We start from the raw sequence: 14,983 nt of genomic DNA, 5'->3' as shown, positions 1-14,983 counted from the left end.
CGATTGATGAACCGGAAGTCTCACAGAATCTTACGCAATGTTTCAATCGAGATGAATATAAGTTGAAAGAAAAGGATATATTTACTGGTTTTTTAAGATATGTATAATATTACAAGTTTAGAATCGCACTTTGCTATATCACGGTGAACGATATTACAAATAGCAGTAAATCAAATAAAATAAAGCTAGCTTAGATTGAATTTTTTTGTCTAAAATATTGACTCAAATCTAATAAGAGATTTAAAATCATAAGTTTATTTTCATATGAAAAATTAATCGTTAACCAAAAGAGAGCTATTGATCAAATCTTGAACAGTATATAAAAAATTTATTCTTAAAAAAGTATATTGATTTGCTACATAAAGAAAGCCCCTTGACTATCAAGGGGTTTCTCATATGATCCCGACTGGCCTCGAACCAGCGACCTCCACCCTGTCAAGGGAACTTCCCAGTGAACTGTAGAGGTTTGGGATCAGTAAAACTTATATGTATCAAGGCTCTCGAGTTATTATTCTCATTGAGAACCACTTCAGTTAGAGTTTCTTATTGAAAATACTAAAGTAGTTTCAATATTTAGTCAACCCTCTTTTGCTACGACCTCCACAGTTTTAGCTTTTGAGTTAACGTTCTCAAGGGAGATATTGTAAATGATTATTAACTAATAGATTCACTGAGACAGCAAACTAACAAGGTGTACTATTCAGATAAAACTTGTGAGCTAGTATTCGACAAAAGTAGGAGACTAAAATAGGTGCCGTCTCAGGTGGTATTGATAGGGAAAAATTTGGGAATAAATAGAATAACTATTTATGAAAACTAAGAGGAGGAATATAAAATGTTTAAGTGGTTTAAGAAGTGGGTTAACTGGCACGATAATCTAGATCAGGCACAGGCAGCTATTGAGTTTTATATCGGTGACGATAGAGTCGTTCTCATAGGTGCTGATGCAATGAACTTTGTAGCTAACTTTAATAAGAAATACAAAACTCTATATGTTGAAAATAAATTAACTGGAATGAATATACGGTTCAAGGTGTACCACGTGGGTACCTACAAGAGAACAACTTATAAAGTAGCAACTGGGAGGTAGGAAACTAATGGATATTATGAAGGTAGCCTCCAAGTGTTAAAGACACGAGAGCGATACTAACGCATCCAGCTATAATACTTCACACTAAATAGTTTCACGCACCCCTCTCTGTGGTCGTTTCTCCCAAGTTACAATATCGAACAGTTATGAAAGTAACCCACCTAGTACCCCTCCAGAGTATGCCACCTCACCACTACCCACAGAGTACGCCTACAGAGGTGAAGTCACAGTGAACTGCATAACCCACAGAGACAGCAACCTTACAGCCATGCTACTTGGCGCTGCCTCTCAGTGAATACGACTGAGTAGATATACACACAGAGATACACCTACAGAGTTGCTACCTCATACAGTGATTTATTCAAGGACTTATGTGAGATGGGACTAACGTAGACGTACCAAGGGAGCAGATACCCTAGAGGTAGCCTACTGAGAATCATTATTTGTTTACATAATAAATGTTATTACCACTATAGTATCACTTAGTAGTGGCTGCGAGTATGGCTAATAGTTGACTGTACGGGAGACTCTATAAGCGTCTCTACTGAGGAAGTAACCCATTTGTACCTACTCGACAGGTAAAGACTCACACGGAGTAATCTCGTAAGCCTCAGCGGTGTTCTAGGAGGTGGCTATCTCGTTGGTGACTGATAAGATCGTCTTCCTCGTTAAATCACAAAGGGTAGGGGGTGCTCAACTGACGATACTTAACATACAGAGGAGAAATCATATAGGAAAATCGGCCCACTGGAGTTGGCACCTCGTGTACTACCCATGAGCATACCTATATAGATCGTCTTCCTCAGGTAATTCTCATTTAGACCTTTTAATAATTTTATAAAATCCTAAAGTGGCAACATCGAGGCTGTACTCATTTGAGGGTGAGCCCCTGTTAGCCACCACCTTTGAGAGATCGGCTATCTCGTATCATCTAACTTGGCATTTCATTTCACTCCTAGTTAACTTGTGAGATTGAGACAAACCCGTCTAGTGTAGAAAATAACTCCTAAGTTACAAGTTAGGCGGCCTCTAGTGTTGATGCTGAGGAGTGAAATACATGAGATTCACCTAAAATAGTCACGCTTTTGCTACTAACTACATAGTTGTTACTTTTGAGATACATCTGATAGTTAACCAATTAGATTCCCAGCTCGTAAAAAAGAAATAAAAATAACTTACGAGGAAGTTACTCTAGAGATATAACTACCTGGTAGTACTAGTCGAGAATCGACAGAGAAAGCTGGGTAGTAAAGCTCTAGAGATGCCAGCTCATATAGATATTAAGGTATTTAAAGATTTAAGAAATAAAGAACTATAGGAGATGGCAACTACAGAGATTATCTTCAAGGATCTACTTTCTCGTAAACGAGTAGGACAAGCCTTGAAATATTCTTCTGTAGATTCTCCGTCTCAGGTTTTTGTATTTATGTATTGAGAAAGTAGAATCTAATTAGGGATATCCCAGGAGGCAGCCAATCAGGTTACCTCCTTTTTGTTGTGCCTAACGAGGACGGACAAAGGAGTTTGACTCAGGAGAAGTCCTTGCTGAGATAGCCTAGTTGGTACACAGATACAGAGAAACGAACAACCAAAATAGGCTCAATCCCTTGTGGGAGTAAGGCTGATGGTAAATTAATAGAGCCAGTCTCATACACCAAAAAGGGCTAATAGAGCCAGTCTCATACACCAAAATGAGGACAACCGCTACAGTGCATAACACTATATGTGTAAAAAAAGAAAGAATTTATACATATATCTTGTGTCTTATTTTGAAACGTAATACAATATAAATAGAAAAAGGAAACTAATAATCATATCATATAGTTAACTGTCTCGTCAAATAAAAATAATGGAGGTAGACAAATGAGCAATCAACTAACGATCAATGAACTAAGAGGAATGACAGTTGAGGAGGCAATGAGTAATGGGGCTGATGTTACTAGTCCAGCTCAGAAAGAAGCAAGAAAAGGAAAACCTAAGGAGAGTTACAAAGAAGGTAATACCCAGTTTACTATGGTGAAAGATGAAATAAGAGAGGTAAATGATTACCTATCATTAGAGAACTCAGGAGTAATGATGTTCCTGCTAGGGTTTGCCAAGTTAGGTAAAAATGGAGTCTTGTATTACCGTGAGGAAGGAAAAGAATCAGAGTTACTTTCCACTAGCAAACTAGCAGATCTACTCGGAAAGAAGCCAACTCAAGTAAAGAATATCTTAGCCGAGCTGGAGAAGTTAAGCCTTATCGTTAGAACTAAACAGGGACGAAACACAGTTATCTCTCTAGGAGAGCAGTTCTTCAATGTAGGCAACTACGATGGTAAAGACTTGTTCACAAAGGTATACAAAGGGAAATTACTCGAGGTAGCCAAAAAGATTTCCTTCTCAGAGTTAGGACTATTCTTTAAACTACTTGGTCACTTCCATTATGGGTTGCATTTATTGGTGGACAACCCCCACGAGGTGAATGTATCAGAGTTAGAAATATGGAGTAGAAAACACATTGCTCCCTCGGTTGGTTGCTCGGCTGATTTCACAAAGAGAGCTATTCCTAAGTTAATACGAGCAGGATTACTAATGGAGATTAGCTCTGTTAAGAAGGTAATCATCTTGAATCCACAACTAGTTAGTAAAAAGCTCAGAACTCCAAATATAAGAGAGCTGGCTGATGCTATCGAGCTGGCTTCCTTCTCTAAAGATAACTTCAAAAAGTAATCCCCTACCAATGATCCACAAGGTACACCCCACCCCATTACCCCTAAGGAGGAAACCAAATGAGCATATATACGAATGAGTTAATCCTAGAGACACTTGCAGAGATGAAGTACTACGGTAAACAAATTAACGAGGGAGCATTCTCCAGAGAACGTCCTCAGTTGTTAGCAGCTATCAAAGATAACTTCGGTACACTGGAGAGCGCACTCTCACAGGTTACACCAATAAAAATACAACCAAGGAAAATGACTAAAAAGGATAATATTTATACTTGGCTGGCTCACTGAGAGCTGGCTTTTTTTTATCTTAACGAGATAACCAAGGGGGAATACTAATGAGTAACTTAACAGTAATTCACCAACAAGAAGTTTTAGGGCAAGGCTTTAAAGTTTATGGAACTGTGGAGGAGCCGTTGTTTCTAGCTAAAGATGTAGCTGAGTGGATTGAATACCCAAACGGAAACATTACTAATATGCTGAGAACGGTTGATAAAGATGAAAAGCTGAAATTAAAATTTTTAATCTCAGGTCAAAATAGGGATACAATGTTTCTTACTGAGGATGGTATTTATGAAGTTATTATGCAATCTCGCAAGCCAATCGCCAAACAGTGGAAAAAGGAAGCGTGATCTACTGAGTTACCTGAGGAGGATAGCTCTTTTGGTCGTCCTAGAGGGGTATATCGATACTTAATTAGTATAAGGAGTAAAACAATAGCACAGTCCAGCTACTACGTATATGAAGGCAACAAAAGAGTTGTCACACCCTTTTAGCTTTGTGTAGTACTACCGAGTCTCCTCTAGAGAGAAAAATCACTTCCTCGGTAGTACTACGGAGAATTAATCTCCATGTCCTAGATTAAATCAGCCATTTATAACAACCTCCTGTGGTTTGGTGATGGGGATCACCTCTATGGCTAACTCCACTAGTACGAGCTGGTGGAGTCTTCTTTTAAATTACAGATGAATAGACATATAGATGAATAGAAAACTAGATAGGAGAGATGAAATATGCCATTAAAGTTAACTGAAGAGGAATTAGATATCAAGATTGCAATGAATGAAGCCACACGAGAGCGCTACCTAAAGTATAAAGAAATCACAGGCTGCTCTAACTCGGTTTTTGCTGTGAAGGTGGGCTTTGGTAGATGTACGATTCAGAATTGGCTTGCTGGAAAGTTCGATTTTTCTCAGCAGAGTCTAGAACATATGCAGTTCATTATTGGTAGCACTCAAGAGCAACTGAGAAGCATTTAACTCCTAGATAGCTCCAAAGTAAAACGAAAGTAGCATACATGAGTTGGGATGAACGCTGAACCTATCAGACTAATAGGGGAGTTCTTCTGGCTCGTGGCTATTCTAGAGGACATAAGCAAAGTTTTACCTCCTGAGGGTTTTCTTTGCTTGTTTCTTCTAGAATAGTTTAGTTACTGAGTAGCACTTACTACACTATTACCATAACTAATAGATTCTGTCTCATAGAGACGGAACGAGGAGGAAACACATGAGTGATATTATTTTAGGACAACACCCCAATTTAAAGAAACAATTTGTAGATCGTCGTATTAAGGACTTAGCAGAAAGAAAAATGATCGCTGACTTACTTATGACTAAAACCTCAGTTGATGCTCTATCAGTTAAATTCTTCAAAGATGCAGATGCAGATGCTAACGGTCGTTATGCTTACGAAGAAGTACCTGAGGTAGGTGAAGGCTCAGGATTCAAACGTATTGGTATCAGCGAGAAGGCGCAACTTGCTTTAATCCGTAAGTATGGCTTAGAGGCTGCTATCTCATATGAGCAACAACGTTTTGGTGCTAGCAGTTACTTTGAGCGAGTGTTCAATAAGCTTGCTAACTCGGTTAGTAACATGGTTAACGCAATGACTTACGATCGAATCCTTAATGATGCAAATATTAACAAGCGTACGAAAACAGGTACTGGTACGGATTTATACTGGAGTGATTTAACTGCTAGTCAATCAGCTAAAGGACAGACGACAAAGGGTGCTATTGCTATTCGTAGTGATTTAACGACCGCACAAGTTGAAGCTGCAAAGTTTGGCTATGTGTTAGACACGATGGTTGTCTCTCCAGCTACTTTTGGAATCATCTCTAACAATAGTGATGCTTCTCCAGAGTACATCAATCAGGACTTAAAACAATTAGCTGGTTACCGCGGTAACTTCTTAGGCTTAGACCTATTCGTAGATGAAACGTTCGCTGATAAGGATGTATTACTTGTACAACGTGGAGCTATCGGTGACATCGCTGATGCAGTTCCATTATCTACGAGCCAGTATAACCAAGATGAGGACATGACTACAGTTGTTCGTGCTCTACGATTCACTGAGAGTTATGTAACTGATCCAAAAGGGATTTACCTGTTAAAGAATATCATTGCTTAGTACAACCTACAGAGGGAGTAGCCGAAAAGGGTTGCTCCCTATTTTTATTTAAATTAAAGAGGTGAAATATATGCAACTTATGAAGTTTAACAATACGGGTCATTTAACGGAGTCGTTTTCCGAGGAAGGACAAGACCTATTGAAGGACGCAGAGTTATTCTCCACAGGTAAACACAGAGGACGAAACTACACGAGTAAGGACTTGCATGCTTTGGTTAGCTCGTTTAACAAAGAGGAAAATGTACCTATCCAGTTAGACCACAGTGAGAGTGCAAAAGATACTGTAGGATTCCTTGAGAGCGTGAAGGTAGTAGGTGAAAAGCTGATGGGAACCGTTCGTATTATCGAGGACTCCATTAAACAGCGTGTTCAAAAGGGATTAGCCAAAAAGGTTTCCATCTCTTTTTATACAGACTCTAAAGGCAACCCTACACGGATTCGAGAAGTAAGCCTCGTAGCATTCCCACAACTAAAAGGTGCTCAACTGTTCTCCGAGCAGGAACAACCCCTAAAGTACAGCCCTCAAGAAGTATACAAGGCTTTCTCGTTAGCCATGGATGCAAAGTCTCAAGAGGAGAAATCCTTTGAGGAAGAATACAAACAGTATGTTGCTAGTCTAGGAATCAAATAGGAGGTAGATGACTAATGAACAACGTAAAGATTGTAACCCCAACAGGTGGCGCTCTAGAAGTAACTATAGATGATGGTAAGCTAGCTGAATTCATGAGCTGGATCGAACGAGAGGAGTCTGACTTGTTTCCTATCTCAGTTGATACTAACAAGGCAGTATACCTGACTGGTACATCTGTACTACTATTCTCAGTAACTAAGGAGGGGAATTAATATGGCTAGACCACATAATCCGACTGGAGGGCCACGCACCCCTGAGGGGAAAGCGAAAGCGTTAAAGAATCTAACTCCAGGTAACTACATTCATGGGTTGTATCTGAAGGACTTCAAAGCAGATCTAACAGAGGAGGAGAACCAATGGTATAAAGAAACGTTCGAACACTACCAAGAAAAATACGAGTTGGACAAGCTGGATTTAGAAACACTTGACCTAGCTCTGATTAACCTCATTAAGGCTAGACGTAAGAATGTAACTATGGAGTATGCAGTCAATGAGAAGGTAAGTATGGCAGACTTTGAGAGTCGCTATATTAGATTAATAGATGAGTTAGGGTTATCTCGAAAGTATCGTTTGTCTAAGGGTAACGTGGAGAACAAAACAGAGGCTAACTGGAATATTCTTTTCGATGGTGGTACTGAGCAGTAATAACACTAGAGGGGGAATGCTATATGTGTAAGTATAGATGTTATGTTAGATGGACTAGTGGAGGTAAAGAATACCTAAGTAACTTTACCACTGAGACAAACAATGGGGTTAGCTGGCTCTATAGTGATATCACTAAGAGTTATAACAACCAATTGAGATACACCATAGATGGAAAACTAATAAATGTGGAAGTAGAGGAGATAGATAGTTGAAACACCGGGTATTACCACAGTAAACCAACTTTACAAAAGGTATTTCCTTTGCAAGTTGACAACTCTATAATCATTTATGAGAGGTGGTGATAAGATGATACCTATGCTGGAATACAAAGATATTTTAAATCAAACTCTAGAAGTAGAGCTTATCTTAGGTTCAATGTATTTTACAATTAAGGATGAATACAGACGTTATGTCCATTGTGTATTCTCAAGAAACAGAGCTCGTGAGTTTATGAGAATCTTAAGTAATAGAGAGATGGCTGAGTTGTTAGATCAAGGAGGAGATTTATTGAGAATTCGCCCTCTGAACGATGGTTATTTCGGTATTGAAATTGAATCGAAGGGGATGGATAAGGGGTTTGCGATAGATAAACAGCAAGCTCAAGAGTTATCTAATTGGTTTCAACGAGTGCACAAACTATAATTTCAATTACCACATTGGTAACCCTGAGGAGGAAAGCAAAAGAACCGACTCATGTAGAGTCAGCTCGTGGGGTATTACTTCTTGAGTTAAATATTCTCCTCGGTTACTTCATTTAAATTAAAACTAAGAGTTTTAGAGATTTTGCCAGCTCGTAAGATAACCACATACGTAAGGCCTAGTTGGAATGTATCTACTTTGCAAACTTTATTAGTGATACGAGATAGTGAGTCCTGGAAGTTGGATACTAGAGTGTCGATCTCCTCCATAATGATATCTAAATTAGTTGGTTGAATAGTAATTGTTGTCATAAAAAATCTCTCCCTTTAGTTTTATTTGTTTACACGAGATAGGTAATACTACAGGTGTACAATCATGAGTGAAACAATGTAACCAGCTGCGTAAAGAAAGCTTATACTACCGCCAGCTACCAAGGTTGATTTAACCCAATTTTTAAGCTTCAACTTATTCGCCTCCTGTGAGGTCGAACCTTTACAGCTATTCCTGCTCGTGATACCATAGGGAGGAAAGAGCCTTATAGGTTCGACTGAATTGCTTAGCCTTATCCAGTGAACTCGCCAAAGTTTACTACTGGGTAGGGCTATTTGTGTTTCACTTATCTACTATAGATTTTCCTTCGTTGATACGCTCAAAAGCGATCTCCACTAGTTCTTTTCGCTTACTCTGTGGTAATAACTTGAGAGCGCTAAACAGCTTGTAAAACCTTTGCGCTTCCTCAATGGAATCTAGCGAGTAGGCATCCATAATACGTGTGAAGTACCTAAGTTGTTTCTCTTGCAAGTTTGTCACCTCCCTTGCCGATGAGTTAATCTTAACATAGCATAAACGGGTTGCGCAACCCTTTAGTTAAACTTTTTAGGTTTATTCTCTAAGGTTCATTTTGACCCTATAGAGACAGCCGAACGAATGTAAACTTGTCTCTCGGTAGCTGTGTGCTCCTCGATGTTTAACAACTGAGTGCGTACTTCCTTGGCTACTTCCGAGTCACGTAGTAGCATTCCTACTCGGAGGATCGCTCTCTTAGGAAATAAACCTACTTCGTTATATGGTATTTTTATTTCATTATTTATTAAAATGTGACCTCTTTTATTTTCTATTTTAGCACTCTTCATTTTGAGTATGGCTAAATCTTTTCCGTTAACTTGTTCGTATCCATCTAGTAGTAATTCATCTCTGTTTCTTAGTAATATGTTGTTTACGCTTTTAATCGGCACACCATAAAAATCAGCAACCTGTTTAGAAGTAGCGTATTCTAAATTAGGAAGTAACAGTAGGCTTTTCACTCTCTCCAGAACTTCTACTCGTTCTACCAAGTTGTCACGCTCTGCCTTGTTGTCGATTACCTCAATAATTACTTTTACGTTACTCATTAGTATTCCCCCTTAGTTATCTTGCCGTTGAGGAGGCATGCTATCGAGCAACTACGTTGTCATTATCATTCCATATGCCTGATTAGTTGCCAGCTCTAGGGGTATGTATAATGTACAGACCCTTGTACCTACAGAGAACGGACAACAACCCGATAGAATGCCAACAGGTGTAACCCATCGAGCATAGCTGGACAGATGCTACCTCTGGGGTTAACCGAGATAGGACAGCAACCAGATAGCAGGGATTATTACCTTACTGGTAATCAATCAAGGAAGTTAAACAGACGACACTTGAGAGACCGCTGAGCAGTCGATAACTTTTGAGACAGCACTCCATAGAAATATCCTGTGAAGTCATTCACTCGTTTAACCTTAGATGCAAGCACACTAGCACGTACAGCTGAGACGGCGATCTCTACAGTTTCAACTACATCTGGTGCATGCTTACGAGTAGCCAATTGTACACGACTCCATAGCTTGTACACTTGTTGTACATCTAGATAAGGCAATACTGAGACAGAGAACTCAGTAGGAACACCAATAGCATCTAAATGAGTTAATCCTAACTCGTGTGCTACGTATGTATTATCTTTAGAGCTTTTAGTTTTATAAGTAATTGTATCTGTATGAGAAGGAAGCTCCTCAATTCGCTCAGGAGTAGGCTCTACAGCTTTCTCACAAGGTGACTTAGCAAGGTGACTCTCATAGGGATTAATAACTGTTATTGAAGCGCTATAGCCACCTTTAACAGGCTTAAATTGGTTAATACGAGTAATGATTCCTAACTCAGATAACCCCTTGAGAGCACGCTGTATAGTGCGTTTAGAGTAACCTGTGAGATCAGCTAAAGAGTCTACTTTGAGATAGCTGACTCCTATGAATTTGCATGAGTAACAAGCAAGCTTCCATAGCACTGTGTATTCTGACTCTTTGAGTTTATACACTGACAGGTATTCACTAATAGAATTGTCCATCTCGGGTACAGAATTAAATGATTGATATTTTCGTAGTTCCTTCATATTCTTTTCCTCCTATATGAGAAGGAACACCCCTTGAGCTAGTACCAATAAGCATGATACAATAGCAAACAAGGAAGCTCCTTCGAGTTTCTGTAGCTGTAAGAGAGCCCTTTCCTGTCGCCAAACTAGAAGGGCTCTCTTTTTATTTGTTTTAAATCTCAAGTGAATTAAGTGGATTAAACTTATCGTTTTGTTCTTTCAAGGCTGTTCCCCAAAGAGCGAGATACCTCTCAGTCATTCTCAAATTGCTGTGCCTTAGCATTCTTTGGAGGGTAAAAACGTCCATACCAGCCATTAAGCAACGATGCGCAAAAGTATGACGGAAAGTATGAGCTGATAAGCGAACATCTTTAAAGTTCATTACTTGTTTGAGTCGCTTGAATATGAGTTTGATGCTATTAGGACTCATTTGTTTCCCTTCTCGTGTGGTAAATACGTACTCTGGGAGTTTTCCAATCTCACGTTCAATGAACACTTTGTACTCACAAAGCTCTTTTATAAGCTTGTCTGTGAGAGGGACAGTCTGTTGCTTACGAGCTTTACCGAATAGGGTTACTGTTTGGTTTACCAAGTCCAATTCACTCCAGCGTATATTGATAAGCTCTCCTAACCTTGAGCCAGTTCCTAAAAGGAAAACAATAATAGTGTGATCTCGATAAGCGTAGAGGCTTTTATCTCTTGTTTTAAGTCTCCTATAGTAACTCAGCATTTGCTTGATATGGTAATCTTGAAAGACCTCAATTTTTATATCCTCTTTAGCCAGTTTCATTTTACGAATAGGGTTTTCTTTCTCAGTGATAATGTCCTCGTGTTGTAAGTAGTTAAAGAAAATCTTTAGGTGATGGAGCTTTGTGTTTCTTGTTACTACATTGTTTTTTCTTGTTCGTTGGCAATACATGAGGTAGCTCTTAACAGTTGCTTCTCTAATATCTCGTGTATCTATCAGTTCTCTCTCAGAGCAGAACGTTTGGAACTCATGCATGGTAGCCATATAAGATTGAATTGTACGAGGAGACAGATTAGCGAACTCTTTTTCCTCTTTGAAATCCTTCATAGCAAACTTAAGTAGCATTTTCTTTTCAGTCCTTTCTCAGTTTTATGGAAACAAAAAAAGAGGACTACCTCTGAGCCAGCTGGTTTGCTGACTAGAAGTAGTCCTCTGTTAACTTGTGGTGTCTGATGGAGACCTCCACAGTTTTAGCTTTTGAGAATATCCTCTCAAGCCTTGATACTCTTTAGTTTTATGATCCCGACTGGCCTCGAACCAGCGACCTCCACCCTGTCAAGGTGGCGCTCTCCCTGCTGAGCTACGGGATCTTCAAAAATGCGTATGTAACAGCATCTTTAATCTTTATGCTAAAGTAATTATATATAATTAACTGAAATTTTACAATATTTTATATTAATGTTTTGATGGGAAAATAGTTGGAATCACGCTAGTAGTGTATTAAGGAATATATAAGTAGAGAATTTAATGAAAAGTGAGTTCGAATAAAGCGGTTCTATTATTTTTTCCGATACCAATCCAAAGGACCTTCATCGCTTAAGTCAACAAGAAAAGGGAATAAGAAGTGTAAAGGTAAGCTTATAAGTTCTGGCATAGCGTTCAATGTTTTCTTTGATAGATATTGTCTTCCGAAGCAATATGGACAATCTTTTTCAAATGTCACGAGTATCGACCATACATCTTTTATTTTCCACTTCGTTTTACAATATGTACAACGCGCCATGGAGTTCCTCCTCATTTTAAGGTGTTTTCTAATATATTCTATTTGATCGTACTAAAGTCAAGTGTAGTTGGTGTGATAGAATATAAGTTGGTTTGTTTTTTTATATGGATGTATTCCGTAATTTATGACTAAATGAATGTAGTGTGAGGGTTATATAATAAGAGATTTTCATTTTTAATATGCAAATTGGCCAATATATCCTTTTTACAATTTTCAAGAAATCATGTATAAAAGAAGTACAAGATATTTATAAATATTCAGAAGTAGAGGGAGAATTATTGTAATGGTAAGAAAAACGTTCAAGATGCGCGTATCTAGAAATAGAACGATTTCGATTAATGGCTCAATTCTTGATGTGGATGTTACACATGATGAGTTTTTACAAGAGTTCGTTGAGTGGGTCGATTCTAAAGGTTGGTCGTTTATGGGGATGACAGATGAGATTACGCCCGAAGAAGCTGGGCAAAAGTTAATAGATTCGTTGATTGATGAGAAGGATAAGAAAGAGTAATTCCTTCTTATTTTTTGTTGTATATTTATGTTCCTAATCGTAAAAGTGTGATATAGTAAAAAAAGTGAATATTCTTCCAAATTAATACAAATTACATATAGGTTGGTAGAGGTATTTTATAGAATGTGAAAGTAAAGGGAAAAGGGAGAGTCATATGGTAAATTTTAAGAAAATTTCGGTTTTTGTTATGGTTATTTGTTTATTTTTTTTGACACCTATGACGTTATATGCTGAGACGAATATTGGAGTAAATCCGGAGCAAGTGGCACCTCCACCTGCGGAAGGGCCGAATGTTTTTAGTCAGTTTGCGACTACGATTGATGCGAAAACAGGAGATATGTTGTACGACAAAAATGCACATCATCGTGCGTTCCCTGCTAGTATGACGAAAGTGTTAACGGCGATTTTACTGATGGAGCATACGAAGCCAGAGGATCAATTTACGTTTTCACAATTAGCATTAGATCAAGAGAAGAGTAATTATCAAATTGAGTTTCACCCTGGTGAGACTATTAATAGAAATACTGCACTTATGATTTTAATGGTGCTGAGTGCGAATGATGTGTCGTATGCGATTGCGGAGCGTATTGGAGGAAGTGTTGAAAACTTCGCCAATATGATGAATGAAAGGGCGAAGCAATTAGGGGCTAAAGATAGTCATTTTGTAACGCCAAATGGATTGCATGATCCAAATCATTATACGACGCCATATGATATGGCAATGATTACGAGAGGTGTGCAAAAGTATCCTGAAATTTTACAAGCGATGAATACGAAAAGAACGACGGTTACGACATCTACGCAAACAGTTTCTATTTTTAATAAGTCTACTTATTTTGAAAATCCATATAGCATGGGTGGTAAGACAGGATTTACGAATGAAGCACGCAATACGCTCGTTTTATTAAATGAGAAGGATGGTAATCGTATTATAAATGTAGTAATGGCTTCTCAAAGACCTGAAATTTATGAAGATTTGAAGCAGATGGCGGAATATTCTTTTGGGCAATTTACGAAGCAAACTGTACTAGATAAACATAGTTGGCACCAAAAGGCAAAGTATTTAAATAAAGATGTTGATTCTGAGCTGGAAAAAAGTGCAGAGCTTATGCTAAAGAAAGATGAAGGGAAAAATATAAAAACGGCTTTTCGGGTTACTTCAGTGGATAAAGAATCTTTGTATCAAAAAGGAATTCATCGCGGTGAAGTAGTTGGTGCGGTAGATATTATAAAGAATAATCAAACGATTGCGACTATAAATGTTCTTTCAAAAGAAGATGTTACTTTTGCGATGCCTAAAAAAGATACAGTTGCACCTGAAGTAAAGGAATCGAATGTGAAAGTGATAAGTGTTGGAATAGGTGCGATTTTATTATTTGGAGCGATTTTATATGTAGTGCTGCGCCGAAATAACCAAGGGATGAAATCAGAAGAAAAATAAATTGCTAGTAGACCGTGATGAGATTTTGTCACGGTCTTTTTTGTATGCATTTCAAAAATGATTTAACTAATAATTGTAAATTTTCTTATTGCATTTCCAAATCGTTCGTTATATTATTTACTTGTGTTCTTGTTAGAGAACTAAAGTGGATATTGTATACTTCAAATAACATAAAACAACGGAGAGGGAGAGAGACGATGAAATTAATTTGGAAGGTGATTAGCAACGTTATCTCATTTGTTTTATTTGCGGTAATGGTTTGTTTAGCTTTTGTAGTTATTTCTTCAAAAGCGAGTGGCGGGGATCCAACAGTGATGGGATATCAATTTAAGAGCGTTCTTTCAGGATCGATGGAACCAACATTTTTAACAGGATCAATCATTGCGATAGAGCCAACGAAAGATGGTTCTAAATATAAAAAAGGTGATGTTATTACGTTTAAAGAGAAAGATGACAAAATTATCACTCACCGTATTATCGGTGTGAAAGATACAAATGGAAAAGTAATGTATGAAACAAAAGGGGATAACAACAACGGACCAGATTTAGCACCAGTACTTGCAGAGAATGTAATTGGAAAGTATGCAGATATTACAGTTCCATACGTTGGTTATGGACTGAATTATGCGAGTTCAAAAGCGGGAGCAGCATTACTTCTCATTATTCCTGGAGTCTTTTTACTTGGCTATTCCGCAATTTCTATTTTTGGCGCTATTCGTAGCATTGACGGAGAAAAGAAAGATAAAAAAGTAGAACAATCCGTCTAGTT

At 38.2% G+C, this 14,983-nt stretch carries 19 protein-coding genes and 1 tRNA gene; 13 read left to right on the top strand and 7 right to left on the bottom strand.

Annotation, left to right across the window (positions count from 1 at the left end; all coding sequences use genetic code 11):
• Positions 1-835 precede the first annotated feature (835 nt).
• From B5P42_RS02900 to B5P42_RS02850, 10 genes are all read left to right on the top strand, one after another.
• Complete coding sequence (locus B5P42_RS02900) at positions 836-1,090, top strand: polyprotein (protein WP_113733614.1); 255 nt, start codon at positions 836-838, stop codon at positions 1,088-1,090.
• Between the two features lie 1,863 nt (positions 1,091-2,953).
• The gene (locus B5P42_RS02895) at positions 2,954-3,802 is read left to right on the top strand and encodes a hypothetical protein (RefSeq protein ID WP_113733613.1); all 849 of its coding nucleotides are present in this window, start codon (positions 2,954-2,956) and stop codon (positions 3,800-3,802) included.
• Positions 3,803-3,861: 59 nt separating this feature from the next.
• Positions 3,862-4,089 (top strand): hypothetical protein, encoded by a 228-nt coding sequence (locus B5P42_RS02890; RefSeq protein ID WP_113733612.1) that lies wholly within the window; start codon positions 3,862-3,864, stop codon positions 4,087-4,089.
• 47 nt (positions 4,090-4,136) lie between these two features.
• Positions 4,137-4,430, top strand: a complete 294-nt coding sequence (locus B5P42_RS02885; RefSeq protein ID WP_113733611.1) for a BRO-N domain-containing protein — start codon at positions 4,137-4,139, stop codon at positions 4,428-4,430.
• Between the two features lie 381 nt (positions 4,431-4,811).
• The gene (locus B5P42_RS02880; protein ID WP_113733610.1) at positions 4,812-5,057 is read left to right on the top strand and encodes a hypothetical protein; all 246 of its coding nucleotides are present in this window, start codon (positions 4,812-4,814) and stop codon (positions 5,055-5,057) included.
• A gap of 247 nt (positions 5,058-5,304) precedes the next feature.
• The gene (locus B5P42_RS02875; protein ID WP_113733609.1) at positions 5,305-6,207 is read left to right on the top strand and encodes a phage major capsid protein; all 903 of its coding nucleotides are present in this window, start codon (positions 5,305-5,307) and stop codon (positions 6,205-6,207) included.
• A gap of 70 nt (positions 6,208-6,277) precedes the next feature.
• Positions 6,278-6,838: a hypothetical protein gene (locus B5P42_RS02870; protein WP_113733608.1), complete on the top strand. Its 561-nt coding sequence runs from the start codon at positions 6,278-6,280 to the stop codon at positions 6,836-6,838.
• Positions 6,839-6,852: 14 nt separating this feature from the next.
• Positions 6,853-7,050, top strand: coding sequence for a hypothetical protein (locus B5P42_RS02865; protein WP_113733607.1), 198 nt, complete (start codon positions 6,853-6,855; stop codon positions 7,048-7,050).
• A 1-nt stretch (position 7,051) separates the two neighbouring features.
• Positions 7,052-7,483, top strand: coding sequence for a hypothetical protein (locus B5P42_RS02860; RefSeq protein WP_113733606.1), 432 nt, complete (start codon positions 7,052-7,054; stop codon positions 7,481-7,483).
• A gap of 306 nt (positions 7,484-7,789) precedes the next feature.
• Positions 7,790-8,125, top strand: a complete 336-nt coding sequence (locus tag B5P42_RS02850; protein WP_113733604.1) for a hypothetical protein — start codon at positions 7,790-7,792, stop codon at positions 8,123-8,125.
• A gap of 86 nt (positions 8,126-8,211) precedes the next feature.
• On the opposite strand, the gene B5P42_RS33065 is transcribed toward B5P42_RS02850, so the two are convergent.
• From B5P42_RS33065 to B5P42_RS02815, 7 genes are all read right to left on the bottom strand, one after another.
• Positions 8,212-8,433, bottom strand: a complete 222-nt coding sequence (locus B5P42_RS33065; RefSeq protein WP_113733603.1) for a hypothetical protein — start codon at positions 8,431-8,433, stop codon at positions 8,212-8,214.
• A gap of 301 nt (positions 8,434-8,734) precedes the next feature.
• A complete protein-coding gene (locus B5P42_RS02840; RefSeq protein ID WP_232308403.1) occupies positions 8,735-8,932 on the bottom strand; it encodes a hypothetical protein in 198 nt (65 codons plus the stop codon).
• An 86-nt stretch (positions 8,933-9,018) separates the two neighbouring features.
• Entirely contained in the window at positions 9,019-9,513 is a 495-nt protein-coding gene (locus tag B5P42_RS02835) for a hypothetical protein (RefSeq protein WP_113733602.1), read from the bottom strand.
• 263 nt (positions 9,514-9,776) lie between these two features.
• Positions 9,777-10,532, bottom strand: coding sequence for a helix-turn-helix domain-containing protein (locus B5P42_RS02830; RefSeq protein ID WP_113733601.1), 756 nt, complete (start codon positions 10,530-10,532; stop codon positions 9,777-9,779).
• Positions 10,533-10,683: 151 nt separating this feature from the next.
• On the bottom strand, positions 10,684-11,604 hold the full coding sequence (locus B5P42_RS02825) for a tyrosine-type recombinase/integrase (RefSeq protein WP_113733600.1): 921 nt from the start codon (positions 11,602-11,604) through the stop codon (positions 10,684-10,686).
• Positions 11,605-11,776: 172 nt separating this feature from the next.
• Positions 11,777-11,849 (bottom strand) — tRNA-Val (locus B5P42_RS02820).
• Between the two features lie 188 nt (positions 11,850-12,037).
• The gene (locus tag B5P42_RS02815) at positions 12,038-12,262 is read right to left on the bottom strand and encodes a hypothetical protein (RefSeq protein WP_113733599.1); all 225 of its coding nucleotides are present in this window, start codon (positions 12,260-12,262) and stop codon (positions 12,038-12,040) included.
• A gap of 283 nt (positions 12,263-12,545) precedes the next feature.
• On the opposite strand from B5P42_RS02815, the gene B5P42_RS02810 reads away from it, so the two are divergent.
• The 3 genes from B5P42_RS02810 (at position 12,546) to sipW (ending at position 14,981) form a co-directional block, all read left to right on the top strand.
• A complete protein-coding gene (locus tag B5P42_RS02810; RefSeq protein WP_113733598.1) occupies positions 12,546-12,773 on the top strand; it encodes a hypothetical protein in 228 nt (75 codons plus the stop codon).
• Between the two features lie 154 nt (positions 12,774-12,927).
• Positions 12,928-14,214: a D-alanyl-D-alanine carboxypeptidase family protein gene (locus B5P42_RS02805; protein WP_113733597.1), complete on the top strand. Its 1,287-nt coding sequence runs from the start codon at positions 12,928-12,930 to the stop codon at positions 14,212-14,214.
• A 197-nt stretch (positions 14,215-14,411) separates the two neighbouring features.
• On the top strand, positions 14,412-14,981 hold the full coding sequence (sipW, locus tag B5P42_RS02800; RefSeq protein ID WP_002064334.1) for a signal peptidase I SipW: 570 nt from the start codon (positions 14,412-14,414) through the stop codon (positions 14,979-14,981).
• Positions 14,982-14,983 lie beyond the last annotated feature (2 nt).

The organism is Bacillus sp. SRB_331 (assembly GCF_003264175.1).
Lineage (GTDB): Bacteria > Bacillota > Bacilli > Bacillales > Bacillaceae_G > Bacillus_A > Bacillus_A mycoides.
Note: the sequence above shows the minus strand (reverse complement) of the source record. Positions and strands in the feature narration are given on the sequence as shown.

Excerpts from the sequence above, each read along its gene's own strand:
- B5P42_RS02900 (WP_113733614.1), top strand. The coding sequence starts at position 836 with ATGTTTAAGTGGTTTAAGAAGTGGGTTAACTGGCACGATAATCTAGAT.
- B5P42_RS02895 (WP_113733613.1), top strand. The coding sequence starts at position 2,954 with ATGAGCAATCAACTAACGATCAATGAACTAAGAGGAATGACAGTTGAG.
- B5P42_RS02890 (WP_113733612.1), top strand. The coding sequence starts at position 3,862 with ATGAGCATATATACGAATGAGTTAATCCTAGAGACACTTGCAGAGATG.
- B5P42_RS02885 (WP_113733611.1), top strand. The coding sequence starts at position 4,137 with ATGAGTAACTTAACAGTAATTCACCAACAAGAAGTTTTAGGGCAAGGC.
- B5P42_RS02880 (WP_113733610.1), top strand. The coding sequence starts at position 4,812 with ATGCCATTAAAGTTAACTGAAGAGGAATTAGATATCAAGATTGCAATG.
- B5P42_RS02875 (WP_113733609.1), top strand. The coding sequence starts at position 5,305 with ATGAGTGATATTATTTTAGGACAACACCCCAATTTAAAGAAACAATTT.
- B5P42_RS02870 (WP_113733608.1), top strand. The coding sequence starts at position 6,278 with ATGCAACTTATGAAGTTTAACAATACGGGTCATTTAACGGAGTCGTTT.
- B5P42_RS02865 (WP_113733607.1), top strand. The coding sequence starts at position 6,853 with ATGAACAACGTAAAGATTGTAACCCCAACAGGTGGCGCTCTAGAAGTA.
- B5P42_RS02860 (WP_113733606.1), top strand. The coding sequence starts at position 7,052 with ATGGCTAGACCACATAATCCGACTGGAGGGCCACGCACCCCTGAGGGG.
- B5P42_RS02850 (WP_113733604.1), top strand. The coding sequence starts at position 7,790 with ATGATACCTATGCTGGAATACAAAGATATTTTAAATCAAACTCTAGAA.
- B5P42_RS33065 (WP_113733603.1), bottom strand. The coding sequence starts at position 8,433 with ATGACAACAATTACTATTCAACCAACTAATTTAGATATCATTATGGAG.
- B5P42_RS02835 (WP_113733602.1), bottom strand. The coding sequence starts at position 9,513 with ATGAGTAACGTAAAAGTAATTATTGAGGTAATCGACAACAAGGCAGAG.
- B5P42_RS02830 (WP_113733601.1), bottom strand. The coding sequence starts at position 10,532 with ATGAAGGAACTACGAAAATATCAATCATTTAATTCTGTACCCGAGATG.
- B5P42_RS02825 (WP_113733600.1), bottom strand. The coding sequence starts at position 11,604 with ATGCTACTTAAGTTTGCTATGAAGGATTTCAAAGAGGAAAAAGAGTTC.
- B5P42_RS02815 (WP_113733599.1), bottom strand. The coding sequence starts at position 12,262 with ATGGCGCGTTGTACATATTGTAAAACGAAGTGGAAAATAAAAGATGTA.
- B5P42_RS02810 (WP_113733598.1), top strand. The coding sequence starts at position 12,546 with ATGGTAAGAAAAACGTTCAAGATGCGCGTATCTAGAAATAGAACGATT.
- B5P42_RS02805 (WP_113733597.1), top strand. The coding sequence starts at position 12,928 with ATGGTAAATTTTAAGAAAATTTCGGTTTTTGTTATGGTTATTTGTTTA.
- sipW (WP_002064334.1), top strand. The coding sequence starts at position 14,412 with ATGAAATTAATTTGGAAGGTGATTAGCAACGTTATCTCATTTGTTTTA.